Genomic DNA, 15,199 nt, shown 5'->3' on the forward strand with positions numbered 1-15,199 from the left:
TTCACTCCGGATGAGGGTGGTGGTCGTCATGGCAATCCGCACCTACGGACCGAACGCCGTCGACTGGGAACAGCGCATCGACCTCGACCGGCTCCGCACGGAACGCCTGCGGCGGCTCCACACGGCACTGAACCGCAGCGAGTTGGGCGCCCTGCTGTGCTTCGACTTCGCCAACATCCGCTATATGTCGGCCACCCACATCGGTACCTGGGCGATGGACAAGCTGATCCGCTTCGCCCTCCTCGTCCGCGGCGGCGAACCCGTCGTCTGGGACTTCGGCTCCGCCGCCCGCCACCACCAGCTGTACAACCCCTGGCTCGACCACGGCGGCGGGAAGGAGGGCGATCCGCCCAGCGGCGCCCGCGCGGGCATCTCCACCCTGCGTGGCGCCTTCCACCCGGACGCCGGAATCGGCGCCGACGTCGCGGCGAAGGTGGCCGCCGAACTACGCGAACACGGGCTGGCGGACGAGCCGTTGGGTGTGGACCTCGCCGAGATGCCCGTCCTGCACGCGCTCAAGGAGCAGGGCATCGACGTCGTGGACGGCCAACAGGTCTTCCTGGAGGCCCGCAGGGTCAAGACACCCGACGAGATCTCCCTGCTCACCCAGGCCTGCTCGATGGTCGACGCCGCGTACGAGGAGCTGTACGCCCATCTACGGCCGGGCGTGCGCGAGAACGAATGCGTGGGACTCGTGTCCAAAGTCCTCTACGACCTGGGCAGCGAGTACGTCGAAGGCGTCAACGCGATTTCCGGGGAACGCTGTTCACCGCACCCGCACGTCTACAGCGACCGGCTGATCCGCCCCGGCGATCCCGCCTTCTTCGACATCCTGCACAGCCACCTCGGCTACCGCACCTGCTACTACCGCACGTTCGCCGTCGGCAGCGCCTCACCCGCGCAGCGCGACGCGTACGTCCGCTGCCGCGCCTACATGGACGAGGCGATCGCACTGGTCCGGCCGGGCGCCACCACCGCCGACATCGTCGAGGTCTGGCCGCGCGCCGAGGAGTTCGGCTTCCCCGACGAGACCGCCGCGTTCGCCCTGCAGTACGGGCACGGGGTGGGCCTGTCGATCTGGGAGAAGCCCATCTTCAGCCGGCTGGTCTCGCTCGACCACCCCGAACTCCTCGAAGAGGGCATGGTGTTCGCGCTGGAGACGTACTGGCCGGCGGCGGACGGCTGGTCGGCGGCCCGTATCGAGGAAGAGGTCGTCGTCACCGCCGACGGGTGCGAGGTGATCACCAAGTTCCCGGCCGAGGAACTGCTCGTCGCGGGCCGCAAGTACTGGACCGTCGGCGGCGAGCTGAACACCCGCCGCGAGTCCCAGTCCCATCTGAACACCCGCGAGGGCAGGGGCGGGCGATGACGGGCGCCACGCGGACGCCGGACGGTCGGGAAACCGCCGAACTCCTCGCCCTCTACGAGGAGATGGCCGTCATCCGGCGCACGGAGAAGGCCGCCCACGACCTGTTCCTGTCCGGCCTCGTCAAGGGCACCACCCACCTCGCCGCCGGGCACGAGGCCGTCGCGGTCGGCGCGGGCGCCGCCCTGCGCGACGACGACTACGTGTTCGCCACCTACCGCGGCCACCACCACGCCCTGGCCCGCGGCGCGACCCCCGAGGAATGCCTCGCCGAACTGATGAGCCGTGCGAGCGGCCTGTGCGGGGCCAAGGGCGGCTCGATGCACCTCACCAAGGCCTCGGGCAACATGCTCGGCTCGTACGCGATCGTCGGCGCCCATCTCCCCATGGCGGTCGGCGCCGCCTGGTCGGCCCGGCTGCGGGGGACCCGGCAGATCGCCGTGGCCTTCTTCGGTGACGGCGCCACCAACATCGGCGCCTTCCACGAGGCGCTCAACCTGGCCGCCGTATGGAAGCTGCCCGTGCTGTTCGTCTGCGAGAACAACCTCTACATGGAATACACCCCGATCGCCGACGTCACCGCCGTGGCCAACCCCGCGGCCGACCGGGCGCCCGCCTACGGCATCCCCGGCGAGACCGTCGACGGCAACGACGTGGTCGCCGTACGGGAGGCGGTCGCCCGGCTGGCGGGCCGGGCCCGGGCGGGGGACGGGCCCGGCCTTCTGGAGGCGCGGACCTACCGGCACTACGGCCACAGCCGCGCGGACCCCGCGACCTACCGCCCGGCCGAAGAGGTGGAGCGCTGGCTCAAGCACGACCCGCTCGACGTGGCACGCGGCCGGCTCGCCGGACTCGGGGTACCGGCCGAGACGGTCACCGCGGCGGACGCGCGCGCCGAAGCCGTCGTACAGGCGGCGGTCGAGGCCGCGAAGAAAGCGCCCGCGCCCGACCCCCGGGAGGCGCTGACCGACGTATGGGCCGACGGAGGTGCGCGATGGCGGACGTGATCACCTACCGGCAGGCCGTCGCCGAGGGCATCGCGCGGGAGATGCGGCGCGACCCGGCGGTGGTGTGCCTGGGGGAGGACATCGGCGCGGCGGGCGGGGTGTTCAGGACGACGGCCGGACTGCACGAGGAGTTCGGCCCCGGGCGGGTGTGGGACACGCCGATCTCCGAACAGGCCATCGTCGGGGCGGCGATGGGGGCCGCGATGACCGGGATGCGGCCCGTCGCGGAGATCATGTTCTCGGACTTTCTGGCCTGCTGCTGGGACTACCTCGCCAACGAGATCCCCAAGGTCCGCTACATGACGGGCGGTCAGGTGACCGTGCCGCTGGTGGTGCGTACCGCCAACGGCGGCGGCCTCGGCTTCGGCGCGCAGCACTCCCAGGCCACCGAGAACTGGGCGCTGACCGTCCCCGGACTGAAGATCGCGGCTCCGGCCACGCCCGCCGACGTGACCGGCATGATGGCCGCCGCCATTCGCAGCGACGACCCGGTGGTGTTCTTCGAACACAAGGGACTGTTCGCCACCAAGGGGCCGCCCGCGCCGCCGGACCACGTGGTCGAACTGGGGCACGCGGCCGTCGTGCGCGAGGGCGACGACGTCACGCTCGTGGCCCTCGCCTCGATGGTGCCGCTCGCGCTCACCGCCGCGGAGCGACTGGCCGAGGAGGGCATCGACGCGGAAGTCATCGACCTGCGCTGCCTCGTGCCGCTCGACGCGATGACCGTCCTCGGCTCCCTCGCCAAGACCTCCCGGCTCGTGACCGTCGAGGAGAACCCCTACCAGGGCGGCTGGGGCGGCACGCTCGTGTCGATCGTCGCCGACGAGGGCTTCGGCCTCCTCGACGCACCCGTGCGCAGGGTCGCCGCCGCGTGCGTGCCGCTGCCGTTCGCCGACGTGCTCGAAGCGGAGGTCATCCCGAGCGTCGACAAGGTCGTGGCGAAGGTCCGCGACCTCACCGCGTACTGAACCCGGCATGGAGAGAGGCGAGTAGGGCCATGACCAACCGAATGCTGCTGCGCTCGGGCCACGTGCTCTCGATGGACCCCGCCATCGGGGATCTGCCCGGCGCCGACGTCCTGATCGAGGACGGGAAGATCGCCGCGGTCGGACACGACATCGGCGCGGACGCGGACGTGCTCGACATGACGGGCCGCATCGTCCTGCCCGGCTTCGTCGACACCCACCGGCACACCTGGGAAGCGTCCATCCGCGGCTGCGCGCCCGACGCCACGCTCGACGACTACTTCGTCGAGGTCCTGGACACCTACGCGCCCGTCTACCGCCCCGAGGACGTGTACGCGGGCAACCTGGCGGGCTCGCTGGAGTGCCTGAACGCCGGAATCACGACCCTCGTCGACTGGTCCCACATCAACAACACCCCCGAACACCCCGACGCGGCGGTGCAGGCCCTCACCGAGACCGGCATCCGCGCCCAGTACGCGTACGGCAGCGCCAACACCTCGCTCGCCGACTACTGGTACGAGAGCAAGATCGCGATACCGGCCGACGACGTACGCCGGGTGCGCGAGCGGCATTTCCCCTCCGACGAGGGCCTGTTGACGATGGGCCTCGCCACCCGCGGCCCCGGCTTCTGCATCAACGACGTCGTCGAGGCCGAATGGCGCCTCGCCCGCGAACTGGGCATCCCGCTCACCGTGCACGCCGGCATGGGACGGCTCGCCGGCCGCTTCGGCATGGTCGAACAACTCCACGGCCTCGGTCTGCTCGGCCCCGACACCACCTATGTGCACTGCTGCTACTTCAGCGAGGAGGAGTGGCGGATGGTCGCCGACAGCGGCGGCACGATCTCCGTCGCCCCGCAGGTGGAGACCCAGATGGGGCACGGCTGGCCGCCCGTGACGAAGGCGATCGAGTACGGTCTGCGGCCCTCCCTGTCCATCGACGTCGTCACCACCGTGCCCGGCGACATGTTCACCCAGATCCGCGCGGCCTTCGGCGCCGAGCGGGCCCGCGTGAACGCCGCGTGCTGGGAGGCCGACAGCCCCGTCCCCAACACTATGCTGACGGCACGTCAGATGCTGGAGATGGCGACCGTCAACGGCGCGCACGTCGCCGGCATCGAGGACCGGACCGGCTCGCTGACCCCGGGCAAGCGCGCCGACGTCGTGGCGATCGACGCGACGGCACTCAACGTCGCGCCGCTCATCGACCCGGTGGCCGCCGTGACACTGAGCGCGGACGTCTCCAACGTGGAGACCGTCATCGTCGACGGCGTCGTCCACAAGCGGGACGGCAGGCTCCTCGCCGACGCCGGACGGGCGCGGCGCCTGGTCGAGGAGTCCCGCGACCGCCTCGTCGCCGCGGCCGGTGCACGGGGGAAGCAGCGGACATGACCCACCACGTGATCCGGCGGGCGGCGGACGCCACCTTCGCTGCCCAGCCTCAACTGCCGTACTCCGCAGTGGGATCCACCCGACGCACGATCGTCGGCGAGGAGGACGGCTCCGTACACACGGGCTTCGGAGTGTGCGAACTGACGCCGGACGGCGCGATCGGGGCCCACGTCCACTCGTACGAGGAGTCCTTCCACCTGCTCTCGGGGACCGTGATCCTCGATACGTCCGAGGGCTCGTACCTCCTCGAAGAAGGTGACTACGGGCTGCTGCCCACGGGTGTCCCGCACGCCTGGCGCGGCGGCGGGGACACCGTCGCGCGCTGGGCGGACATGCTCGCGCCGGTGCCCAGAGCCCGCTACGGGCACGACACCCAGGCGGTGCCCGCCCTTGCCGTCCGTGAGCCGGTACGGATCGACGTACGCGATCCGCGCACCCGCTCCTTCGGCCACTTCGAGCCCGCACAGATGGACCCGGGAAAGCAGTCCCAGGACCTCCTGGCCGTATCGGCCAGCATGCGGACCGCGCTGCTCGTCTACAGCGGGATCACCGTGAAGACGATGGTGGACGCGGACCTGGGCGCCGTCGCCTCGACGATGTTCATGGTCCAGTACGCGGCCGACGGCGTCGCGGGCGCGCACGACCACCCCTTCGAGGAGACGTACCTGATCGTCGAGGGCGCGGTCGACGCCACCTTCGACGGCGAGCGGTACCGGCTGGGGGTGGGCGACGCGGCCTGGGCGGGCGCCGGTTGCGTCCACGGTTTCAGCAACGTCGGTACGGGGCCGGTGCGGTGGCTGGAGACGCAGGCACCGCAGCCGCCGTCGCGCCACTCCTACCGGTTCGCGCGCGACTGGGACCACCTGCGGGACGTACTGGACCGGGACGTACTCGACTGGGACGTAATGGACCGGAACGTATTGGAGGAGGAGCCGTGAGTGATGTCGTGGTCGTCGGTGGGACGGCCGGAATCGGTCTCGCGATCGCCCGCGCCCGCGCGGAACGCGGTGACGAGGTCGTCCTCACCGGACGCGACGCCCACCGGGCCGACACGGTGGCCAAGGAGATCGGCGCGCACGGGATCGCCCTGGACCTCTCCAGGCCGCGCGAGATCGGGCCTGCGCTGGCCGGTGTCGAGCGCGTCGGCCATCTGGTGCTTGCCGCCATCTCACGCGACCGCAACACCGTCACCGAGTACGACATCGAGGCCGCGCTGCACCTGGTGACCCTCAAACTCGTCGGCTACACCGAGGTCGTCCACACGCTGTTGCCGCGGATGACCGAGGAGAGCGCCGTGGTGGTCTTCGGCGGACAGGCCAAGGAACGGCCCTACCCCGGCGCCACGACGGTCGCGACGGTGAACGCGGGCGTCACGGGTCTCGTACGCGCCCTCGCCGGGGAACTCGCCCCGATCCGGGTCAACGCCGTCCACCCGGGCATCGTCGGCGACAGCCCGTTCTGGGCGGACCGGCCCGCCGACGTGCTGGAGGACTACCGTGCGCAGACGCCCACGGGACGGCTCGCGCGCATGCGGGACGTCGTGGACGCGGTGGACTTCCTGCTCCGCAACCCCGCGGTCAACGGCGTCGACCTCCCGGTGGACGGCGGATGGACCCTGAGCTGAGGGGCTGAGGGGCTGAGGGGCTGAGGGGCCGGCCCGGTCTGCGGGTTGCGGGAACGCGCCGGCCGCAACGCTCACCCCTGCGGCCTGCTCGGGTCGTGGCCGAGGGTCATCAGCCGGTGGCGGCGACGGGTCTCCTCGGCCTCGGACGCCGACTGCGCCCCGCGCTCGGAGCCGGTCTCCGCGGTGACGGCGTCCACGACCTCGTACATCACGTCGAGGTCGTCCTCGGTGAGGTCGATCCGCCGTTTCTGGAGGATGGCCAGCACGGCCTCGCCGGTCGGGGCACCCGCGTGCTCGGGCGGCGCCACGGCCTCCTCGGACGCGTCGTTCACCCGCAGCCAGGCGGCCAGCTCCTGCGAGGTCATGTTCACCACGCGGTGGAACTCGGCCCACAGCGCGTCCAGTTCGAGGGCGTCGGCCATCGGGTGCCCCTTTCGTTCGCAGTTCTCGTGTGCTGCCTGCCTGCCCGGCAGGAGCGGTTTCACGCGAGGACGCCGTCCACGAAACGTGTCACATCGGCCAGCACCGCGTCCTTGACCGTCTCGTTGAACACCTCGTGCTGAGCGCCCGGGTACAGGCGCTCCTCCCACTCCGCGCCCCGCAGCTCCTCGACACCGGCCCGGCTGGCGCGCGGCGGCACGATCCGGTCGTCGTCCCCGTGCAGCCACAGCAGCGGGAGAGTTCCCACGTCACCGCTCTTGGAGATGGTGTCCAGCGCGTGGACGAAGGCCTCCAGTGTGGGCCGCTTGAACGGCCCGTGCCAGACGAGGGGATCCGCCGCGTACGCCCGTCCGACCGCCGGATCGCGGGAGAGCGCCGTCGGATCGATGGGGACCTCGGGCAGCGGATCGAGCGCGAGCAGTTGCTGGAGCGGCTCCCAGCTCCCGATCACCGGCCCCGACAGAACGAGGGCGGCCAGCCCGTCCCCGTACCGCTGGGCGTACCGCGCCGCGATGAGGCCGCCCATCGAGTGGCCGATCAGCACCACCGGCACGCCCGGATACGCCTCCCGGGCCAGCAGCTCCACGGCGTGGACGTCGCTCACCACGTCCTCGAAGTCCTCGATCAGCACCCGCTCGCCGCCGGAGGTGCCGTGCCCCAGGTGGTCGGGGCCGAAGACCGCCGCGCCATGTCCGTGCAGTACGTCGGCGACGTACTCGTAACGGCCGATGTGCTCGCCGTATCCGTGGACCAGCAGCGCCACGTACCTCGGCCGTTGCCGTGGCCACTCGCGTGCCGTGATGCTGCTCCGGGTGCCCGTGAGGGCGTGCTCGCGGGAGTCGGCCATGGGTCCTCCATCGGCGTCGGCGAAGGTGCGGGGGCGATCAGGGACAGGCACGGACGATCGTGGGTGACGTGGGTGACGTGGGCGACCGAGAGCGATCGGAGGCGATCCTTCCAGGGGGCGGGGAGACGGTCCAGAGCGCGCGGCCGGTGGCGGTGGCAGTGATCACCTGTCGGGGGTCACCTGTCGAGACGCCCCTGACGGCGCCGGATAGATGGGCATAGCATCGGTCCCCGCATGAACACGATGACGCTCTGGCACATCACTGGCTGGGAGTTCGCCGCCCTCGCCGCCGCGGCTCTGCTCGTCGGCTTCTCCAAGACCGCCGTCAGCGGGGCCAACACCGTCAGCCTCGCGATCTTCGCGGCGGTCCTGCCGGCCAGGGCGTCCACGGGGGTGCTGCTGCCCATCCTGATCGTCGGGGACGTGCTCGCCGTGCTCACCTACCGGCGGCACGCGCACTGGCCGACCCTGTGGAAGCTGTTCCCGGCCGTCGCGGCGGGCGTGGTCGTCGGCACGGTGTTCCTGGTCCGGGCCGACGACGCGATGGTGCGTACGTCGATCGGCGCGATCCTGCTGTTCATGGCCGGGGTCACCGTGTGGCGCCGCCGCAGGGCCGAGGCCGGAACCGGGGCCGGGGAGGGGCGGGCCGCGGACACGGACGAGCGGCCCGACTCCGTGGCCACCCGGACCGGCCGGATCAAGGCCCGCTCCTACGGAGTGCTGGGCGGCTTCACCACGATGGTCGCCAACGCGGGCGGCCCCGTGATGTCGATGTATCTCCTCTCCGCCGGCTTCCGCAAGCTCGGCTTCCTGGGCACCTCCGCCTTCTTCTTCCTGATCGTCAACGTCTCCAAGGTCCCCTTCAGTGTCGGCCTCGGCCTGATCGACGGCCACTCCCTGCTCCTGGACGCGGCCCTGGTGGCGTTCGTCCTCCCGGGCGCCCTGATCGGCACCTGGGCGGTGGACCGCATCAACCAGCGCCTGTTCGAACGCCTGGTGATCGCGGCCACGGTCCTGGGCGGCCTGCAACTGCTCCTGCGCTGAACAGCGCCCGGCGCGGGCGCGACCAGCCGTGGCGGACCCGTAGGAACCAGCCGCAGGGGACCCGTAGAAAACCGACAATCCCCCCGGTGGAGCGTCTACCCTGAGGCAATGTCCGAGGCATCCGCGCAGCAGGACCCACCGACATCCGGCCACTACCTCCCGATCGCCGATCACGGCCTCATCGGCGATCTGCGCAGCGTCGCCCTGGTGGGCATCAACGGCACCATCGACTGGTACTGCTGCCCCTCCTTCGACGCCCCCAGCGTCTTCGCCTCGATCCTCGACGCGGACCGGGGCGGCTCCTTCGAACTGGCCGCCGCCGTCCCCGCCAGGACCAAGCAGTTCTACTTCCCGGACACCAATGTCCTGCTCACCCGCTTCTTCACGGAGGACGGCGTCGGCGAGATCCAGGACTTCATGCCGGTAGTCGGCGACGGCGACGGCGACGGTGACGGACATGGTGAGGGACATGGCGACGGCCGTGGTGACGGGCACGGCGACGCGCACGGGACGGAGGCGGACCGGCACCGGCTGATCCGGCGCGTGCTGTGCGTCCGCGGCTCGGTCCCCTTCCACGCGCGCGTGGCACCCCGTTTCGACTACGCGGCGCAGCCGCACACCGCCCGCATCCACGACGGCATGGTGGTCTTCGAGTCCAAGAACCTCTCGCTCGCCCTGACCTCCACCGAACCCCTCCAGTGCGACGGGCTCGACGCGACGGCGGACTTCAAACTCCACGAGGGCGAGTCGGCGGTGTTCGCCCTCGACCAGGTCAGCGGCGACATACAGCCCCGCTGCTGCCCGCGCGCCGAGGCGGAGGACCTGTTCGGCGCCACCGTGGCGTTCTGGCGGAACTGGCTGACCGCCTCCCACTACCGCGGCCGGTGGCGCGAGATGGTGCACCGCTCCGCGCTGACCCTCAAACTGCTCACCTACGCGCCGACCGGCGCGATCGTGGCCGCCGCGACGACCAGCCTGCCCGAGCAGATCGGCGGCGAACGGAACTGGGACTACCGGTACGTGTGGGTGCGCGACGCGGCCTTCTGCGTGTACGCCCTCCTGCGGCTGGGGTTCACCAGCGAGGCCAAGTCGTTCATGGCGTTCGCGGCCAGGCACATCAGCCCCGGCGACGGCCGCCCCGCGGGCCCGCTGCAGATCATGTACGGCATCGACGGGCGCACCGACCTGCACGAGCAGGAGCTCGGCCACCTGGAGGGATACCAGGGCTCCGCCCCCGTCCGGATCGGCAACGCGGCGGCCGACCAGCTCCAGCTCGACATCTACGGCGCCCTCATCGACTCGGTCTACCTCTACGACAAGTGGGCCCAGCCGATCTCCAGCGACCAGTGGGACGACATCTGCGCGTTGGTCGAGTGGGTCTGCGACCACTGGGACCAGCCCGACGAGGGGGTCTGGGAGACCCGCGGCGGCCGTAAGAACTTCCTCTACTCCCGGCTGATGTGCTGGGTCGCGATCGAGCGGGCGATCAGACTGGCCAACCGCCGGGGCCTGCCCGCCGACCTGCCGCGCTGGCTCGGCGCCCGGGACACGATCTACCGGCGGATCATGGACCGCTGCTGGTCACCGACGCGCAAGGCGTTCGTCCAGCACGAGGACGACGACGTCCTGGACGCCGCGGTGCTGATGATGCCGCTGGCCAAGTTCATCTCACCGACCGACCCGAAATGGCTCTCCACGCTCGACGCGCTCACCGAGGACCTGGTCTCCGACTCGCTGGTCTACCGCTACGACCCGAAGGTCAGCCCCGACGGCCTGCGCGGCGAGGAGGGCACCTTCTCGATCTGCTCCTTCTGGTACGTGGAGGCGCTGACCCGGGCCGGCCGGCTCGACGAGGCCCGCCTCGCCTTCGAGAAGATGCTCACCTACGCCAACCACCTCGGCCTGTACGCCGAGGAGATCAGCCACACCGGCGAACAACAGGGCAACTTCCCCCAGGCCTTCACCCACCTGGCCCTGATCAGCGCGGCCTTCAACCTGGACCGGGCCCTGGGCTGAGCACCCGCGCCCGGCCGGGGATCTGACACACGCTCTCAGCTTGTCTTTTAACCTGCTGCGTGCAGTGGTCCGAGGCCAGAGTGTCAGTGCCGGGTGATACCTGTAGGGCGTGGAAGATGCGATTTCGGGTGCGATAGCCGTCCTGCGTGAAGCTTTTCCGGCAGAGGTCCGTCACCGCCCTTTGGACAGGGACGAGCTTCGGGCGTGGGAGCGAAGGCACGGGGTGGTGTTGCCGGAGCCGTATCGCACTTTCGTGACCGAGATCGCGAACGGTACCGACGATGGTCCGCCTGACGAAGGTGGTCTGCTGCCCCTGGGAGAGAAACCGGACAGCTGGGCCGTCTGGGAAGCGGACTGCTGGATGAGCCCGGAGCCGTTCGATGGCGCCGCCGTACGCGTGCCCGGCCAGCCCTTCCCTCTTGAGGAGGAGTGGCAGTGGGAGTACGACTACTACGACCACACCCGCCACTCGTCTCTGCTGCACCAGACCTACCAGCACGGCTCGGTGCTGCTGGGCAGCGACAGACCCGGTGAGTACTGGACGCTGGTGGTGACCGGGCCGCAACGCGGCCGGGTGTGGTGGCTCAGAGACGGATGCGCCGCACCCTATTCCGACCGCCCGTCCGATCAACCGGGGGGCGATTTCCTGCACTGGGTGAGGGACTGGCACGTCGGACAGGGCTGGTGGCGGGCCGAGTAGCGCCTCTATACCCAGGTCGCGGACTCGACCGCTCGAACGCTTCCTCGAACTTGATCGCAAAACCGGAACTGCGCGACAGCACGGCGGCCGTCGCTTGATGCTGAACTCCGGCGCAGAGACGCAGGACAGGCGAAGGCCGCGGGGTGGGTTTGCTGCATCAAGATGTAGAGGGAGAGCCGTTCCTGGTGGCGTCACGCTACCGGGACGATCTATTCGCCTGCCTGACCGCACGCGGGGACGAACTGTTCGACCTCACCGACGCGTTGCTGTGCGCGGACGGACCGGTGAGAACGCCGGTGGACCTGACGCTGGTGGCCGAGCACCGGCGGGGTCACGGCGCGATGTACGACGCGCTGAACAACGGGACCATCGACGTGCCCCGGCTGCGGCAGGTACTGGCTGGCCTGCCCATGCCGCAGGCCGCCGACGGGCGCCTTGTCCTCGCCGTCGACGTGAGCAACTGGCTCCGTCCCGACGCCCCGACCAGCGCGGATCGTCTGTTCTGCCACGTCTACGGCCGCAGCGGCCGGTCCTCGGACCAATTCATCCCCGGCTGGCCGTACTCCTTCGTCGCCGCCCTCGAATCGGGCCGGACGTCTTGGTGCCAGTTCCTGGACGCCGTCCGCCTCGGACCCGCCGACGACGTCGCCGAGGTCACCGCCGCCCAGCTCCGCCGGGTGGTCACGGACCTGATCGAGATGGGCCGCTGGCACGTCGGCGACCGCGACATCCTCATCGTCTTCGACGCGGGCTACGACGCCCCGCGCATGGCCCACCTCCTCGGCGGTCTCCCGGTCGAGGTCCTCGGGCGGATGCGCACGGACCGGGTCATGCGCCGCCCGGCGCCCTCCCGTGAGGAGTACTACCTGGCCCACCCCCGCGGCGGCCACCCGCCCAAGCACGGCGGGGAGTTCCGCTTCGCCAAGCCGGAGACCTGGGGCGAGCCCGACGCGACAACCGTGCAGGTCACCGACCGGTACGGCACTGCCCGCGCGATGGCCTGGGACCACATCCACCCCCGCCTGACCACCCGCTCCGCGTGGATCGACCACACCGGCGAACTCCCCGTCATCGAAGGCACGCTGATCCATCTCCAGGTCGACCGCCTGCCCGGGGGCCAGGACCCGCTGCCCCTCTGGCTGTGGTCGTCGGCCACCGCCGTGAGCGGCGAGGACGTCGATGTCCGCTGGCAGACGTTCCTGAGGCGCTTCGACCTGGAGCACACGTTCCGACTGATGAAGCAGACCCTGGGCTGGACCCGGCCGAAACTCCGCACCCCCGAGGCCGGCGAACGCTGGACCTGGATCGTCATCGCGGCCCACACTCAGCTCCGTCTCCTCCGCCAGGCGGCCACCGACCTGAGACGGCCGTGGGAGAAACCGGCCGAGCCCGGCCGGCTCACCCCGGCCCGAGTTCGCCGGGGGTTCAGGAACCTCCGCCCGCACCTGCTCTGTCCGGCCCGTGCGCCCAAACCCTCAACACCCGGTCCCGGACGGCCAGCTGGCTCGAAGAACCGGCGACCCACCGCCCACTACGACGTGGGCAAAACCGTGAAGCGATCAGCAAGCATCACTGAACGAAACCGACTCGGACCATAAAGAACAAGCTCAGCGGTCGCTCTCCGCCGAGGCCGGCACCTTCGGTCGGGGATCCGGCGCCGCGCCGTCGGTCAGGTCCTCGACCAGCAGCCGCTTGGCGATCGTGTCGACGGCGACCCGGAGCTCCGCGCCCGACGGCCGGCCGAGGTCCTGTTCGACGCGGTCGGCCAGCCACCCGGCCCACGCCTCGCCGATCACACGCGCCTCGCGGGAACCGGCGTCGGTGTGGGAGAACAGCGTGCCCTCCCGGGTCAGGTACCCCTCGTCGACCATGCGCTGGAAGACCGGCACCAGGACCTCGGGCGGCAGGTGCCGGCGCGCGGCGATCAGGGAGAGGCCCGCGTGACCGACCATCCGGGTGAACAGCTCGACCTGCATCACGGCCCAGGCCCCCGCGATGTCCAGCCGGGTGTCCGAACCGACGACGATCCGGCGCAGGGTCTCGGGCCCGGTGTCGCCGAGGATCTTCCCGACCGTGGCTTCCAGCCGCTGCCGGTTGTCGGCCGCGGACGGGGTCGCGAAGCCCTCGCCCAGGTCGGTGGACCCCATCCGCGCGCTGTCGCGCAACTGCACCTGCTTGAGGAAGAGGGAGACCAGGAAACCGAGCGCCGCCACGGGCACGGTCCACAGGAAGACGGTCTGCAGCGTCTCCGCGTACGCCCTGACGAGAGGCGCGGCGGTCGCCGACGGCAGCTCGTGCAGTCTCTCCGGGCTGGTCGCCGCCTTGGTGAGCGTCCCGGGATCGGTCCCGCCGGCCCGGGCCGCCGCGGCGACCCCGTCCGCCAGGTTCGGCTTCAGCGTGTTGGCGTAGATCGTGCCGAAGACGGCGGTACCGAAGGAACTGCCGAGCGTACGGAAGAAGGTGACGCCGGACGTCGCGGTGCCCAGGTCGGTGTACTCGACGGTGTTCTGCACGGCGATGGTGAGGACCTGCATGCACAGCCCGATCCCCGCGCCGAGCACGAACATGTAGAGCGAGGAGAGCCAGGTGCTGGTGCCGCTGTTCATCAGGGAGAGCAGGTAGAGCCCGACGCCCATCACCAGCGACCCGATGATGGGAAAGGTCCGGTAGTGGCCGGTCTTGCTGATCACGTTGCCGCTGAAGACCGACGCGATGAGCAGCCCGACGACCATGGGCAGCGTACGGACACCGGAGACCGTCGCCGAGTCGCCGTCCACGTACTGGAGATACGTCGGCAGGAATGTCATCGCGCCGAGCATCGCGAAGCCCACGATGAAGCTGAGGATCGAGCAGACCGTGAAGACGGGGTTGCCGAACAGGCGCATCGGCAGCATGGGTTCGGCGGCGCGCGTCTCCACCAGGCAGAAGGCGGCCAGGGCGAGGACACCGCCCGCGAAGAGGCCGATGACGACGGGCGAGCCCCAGGCGTACTCGTTACCGCCCCAACTGGTCGCGAGGATCAGGGCGCTCGCCCCGATCGCCACCAGGGCGATGCCCAGATAGTCGATGACCGGCCGGGACGGCGACTTCACCACCGGGATCGTGCGGGCCGCGGCCACCACGACGAGGATCGCGATGGGGACGTTGACGTAGAACGCCCAGCGCCAGGTCAGATGGTCCGTGAAGAGGCCGCCGAGCAGGGGCCCGATCACGGTGGCGACACCGAACACGGCGCCGATCGCCCCCTGGTACTTGCCGCGCTCCCGCAGCGGGATGACGTCCGCGATCAGGGCCATCGCGGTGACCATCAGACCGCCCGCGCCGATGCCCTGCATGGCCCGCCAGGAGATCAGCAGGAGCATGTTCGAGGAGAGGCCGCACAGGAACGAGCCGGTGATGAAGATGATCGCCGACGCCTGGAAAACGAGCTTGCGGCCGAACAGGTCACCGAACTTGCCGACGAGCACCGTGGCGACGGTCTCCGCGAGCAGATAGCTGGTGACCACCCACGACATGTGCTCCGCGCCGCCGAGGTCCGACACGATCGTGGGCAGGGCCGTGCCCACGATCGTCTGGTCCAGCGCGGCCAGCAGCATGCCGAGCATGATCGTCACGAAGACGACGTTGCGGCGCCGCTTGTCCAGCACGGGCGGCTGCGTGGCGGCCGCTTCGGCCGCGGGGGGTCCGGCGGCGGGTCCGGCGGTGTCGATGGTCGTCACACCGGTCAGCTTCACACCGGCCGGTGGGGTGTGCATGCGGGGCCCGTCCGCATGGGGGTGCGGGCCGGGCCGCTGCCAC

General features: G+C 70.6%; 13 protein-coding genes. 10 read left to right on the top strand and 3 right to left on the bottom strand.

Annotation, left to right across the window (positions count from 1 at the left end; all coding sequences use genetic code 11):
• Positions 1-28 precede the first annotated feature (28 nt).
• The 6 genes from K3769_RS34710 to K3769_RS34735 are packed head-to-tail and all read left to right on the top strand — an operon-like array spanning position 29 to position 6,353.
• Positions 29-1,369, top strand: coding sequence for a M24 family metallopeptidase (locus K3769_RS34710; RefSeq protein WP_267030194.1), 1,341 nt, complete (start codon positions 29-31; stop codon positions 1,367-1,369).
• Positions 1,366-2,373, top strand: a complete 1,008-nt coding sequence (locus K3769_RS34715; RefSeq protein ID WP_267030195.1) for a thiamine pyrophosphate-dependent dehydrogenase E1 component subunit alpha — start codon at positions 1,366-1,368, stop codon at positions 2,371-2,373. Before K3769_RS34710 ends, K3769_RS34715 begins: the two co-directional genes overlap by 4 nt.
• Positions 2,361-3,341, top strand: a complete 981-nt coding sequence (locus K3769_RS34720) for an alpha-ketoacid dehydrogenase subunit beta (RefSeq protein WP_267030196.1) — start codon at positions 2,361-2,363, stop codon at positions 3,339-3,341. Before K3769_RS34715 ends, K3769_RS34720 begins: the two co-directional genes overlap by 13 nt.
• Before the next feature lie 29 nt (positions 3,342-3,370).
• Positions 3,371-4,729, top strand: a complete 1,359-nt coding sequence (locus K3769_RS34725) for an amidohydrolase family protein (RefSeq protein ID WP_267030197.1) — start codon at positions 3,371-3,373, stop codon at positions 4,727-4,729.
• Positions 4,726-5,667 (top strand): cupin domain-containing protein, encoded by a 942-nt coding sequence (locus K3769_RS34730; RefSeq protein WP_267030198.1) that lies wholly within the window; start codon positions 4,726-4,728, stop codon positions 5,665-5,667. The genes K3769_RS34725 and K3769_RS34730 overlap by 4 nt, the downstream gene beginning before the upstream one ends.
• Positions 5,664-6,353: an SDR family NAD(P)-dependent oxidoreductase gene (locus K3769_RS34735; RefSeq protein WP_267030199.1), complete on the top strand. Its 690-nt coding sequence runs from the start codon at positions 5,664-5,666 to the stop codon at positions 6,351-6,353. The genes K3769_RS34730 and K3769_RS34735 overlap by 4 nt, the downstream gene beginning before the upstream one ends.
• 71 nt (positions 6,354-6,424) lie before the next feature.
• On the opposite strand, the gene K3769_RS34740 is transcribed toward K3769_RS34735, so the two are convergent.
• Together K3769_RS34740 and K3769_RS34745 are read right to left on the bottom strand one after the other, a co-directional pair.
• Positions 6,425-6,775 carry a DUF3140 domain-containing protein gene (locus K3769_RS34740; RefSeq protein ID WP_267030200.1) on the bottom strand — a complete coding sequence of 117 codons (351 nt, stop codon included), beginning with the start codon at positions 6,773-6,775 and terminating at the stop codon, positions 6,425-6,427.
• Positions 6,776-6,834: 59 nt separating this feature from the next.
• Complete coding sequence (locus tag K3769_RS34745) at positions 6,835-7,641, bottom strand: alpha/beta hydrolase (RefSeq protein WP_267030201.1); 807 nt, start codon at positions 7,639-7,641, stop codon at positions 6,835-6,837.
• A gap of 234 nt (positions 7,642-7,875) precedes the next feature.
• Here K3769_RS34745 and K3769_RS34750 point away from each other — a divergent pair, with 234 nt between their 5' ends.
• From K3769_RS34750 to K3769_RS34765, 4 genes are all read left to right on the top strand, one after another.
• On the top strand, positions 7,876-8,685 hold the full coding sequence (locus K3769_RS34750) for a sulfite exporter TauE/SafE family protein (protein WP_267030202.1): 810 nt from the start codon (positions 7,876-7,878) through the stop codon (positions 8,683-8,685).
• Positions 8,686-8,793: 108 nt separating this feature from the next.
• Entirely contained in the window at positions 8,794-10,701 is a 1,908-nt protein-coding gene (locus tag K3769_RS34755) for a glycoside hydrolase family 15 protein (protein ID WP_267030203.1), read from the top strand.
• Positions 10,702-10,810: 109 nt separating this feature from the next.
• A complete protein-coding gene (locus tag K3769_RS34760; protein WP_267027046.1) occupies positions 10,811-11,401 on the top strand; it encodes an SMI1/KNR4 family protein in 591 nt (196 codons plus the stop codon).
• 149 nt (positions 11,402-11,550) lie between these two features.
• On the top strand, positions 11,551-12,999 hold the full coding sequence (locus tag K3769_RS34765) for an NF041680 family putative transposase (RefSeq protein ID WP_282566186.1): 1,449 nt from the start codon (positions 11,551-11,553) through the stop codon (positions 12,997-12,999).
• A 9-nt stretch (positions 13,000-13,008) separates the two neighbouring features.
• On the opposite strand, the gene K3769_RS34770 is transcribed toward K3769_RS34765, so the two are convergent.
• Complete coding sequence (locus K3769_RS34770) at positions 13,009-15,156, bottom strand: MDR family MFS transporter (RefSeq protein ID WP_267030204.1); 2,148 nt, start codon at positions 15,154-15,156, stop codon at positions 13,009-13,011.
• Positions 15,157-15,199 lie beyond the last annotated feature (43 nt).

The organism is Streptomyces ortus (assembly GCF_026341275.1).
Lineage (GTDB): Bacteria > Actinomycetota > Actinomycetes > Streptomycetales > Streptomycetaceae > Streptomyces > Streptomyces ortus.

Bases quoted from the DNA above. Each gene is read 5' to 3' on its own strand.
- K3769_RS34710 (WP_267030194.1), top strand. From the start codon at position 29: ATGGCAATCCGCACCTACGGACCGAACGCCGTCGACTGGGAACAGCGC.
- K3769_RS34715 (WP_267030195.1), top strand. From the start codon at position 1,366: ATGACGGGCGCCACGCGGACGCCGGACGGTCGGGAAACCGCCGAACTC.
- K3769_RS34720 (WP_267030196.1), top strand. From the start codon at position 2,361: ATGGCGGACGTGATCACCTACCGGCAGGCCGTCGCCGAGGGCATCGCG.
- K3769_RS34725 (WP_267030197.1), top strand. From the start codon at position 3,371: ATGACCAACCGAATGCTGCTGCGCTCGGGCCACGTGCTCTCGATGGAC.
- K3769_RS34730 (WP_267030198.1), top strand. From the start codon at position 4,726: ATGACCCACCACGTGATCCGGCGGGCGGCGGACGCCACCTTCGCTGCC.
- K3769_RS34740 (WP_267030200.1), bottom strand. From the start codon at position 6,775: ATGGCCGACGCCCTCGAACTGGACGCGCTGTGGGCCGAGTTCCACCGC.
- K3769_RS34745 (WP_267030201.1), bottom strand. From the start codon at position 7,641: ATGGCCGACTCCCGCGAGCACGCCCTCACGGGCACCCGGAGCAGCATC.
- K3769_RS34750 (WP_267030202.1), top strand. From the start codon at position 7,876: ATGAACACGATGACGCTCTGGCACATCACTGGCTGGGAGTTCGCCGCC.
- K3769_RS34755 (WP_267030203.1), top strand. From the start codon at position 8,794: ATGTCCGAGGCATCCGCGCAGCAGGACCCACCGACATCCGGCCACTAC.
- K3769_RS34770 (WP_267030204.1), bottom strand. From the start codon at position 15,156: ATGCACACCCCACCGGCCGGTGTGAAGCTGACCGGTGTGACGACCATC.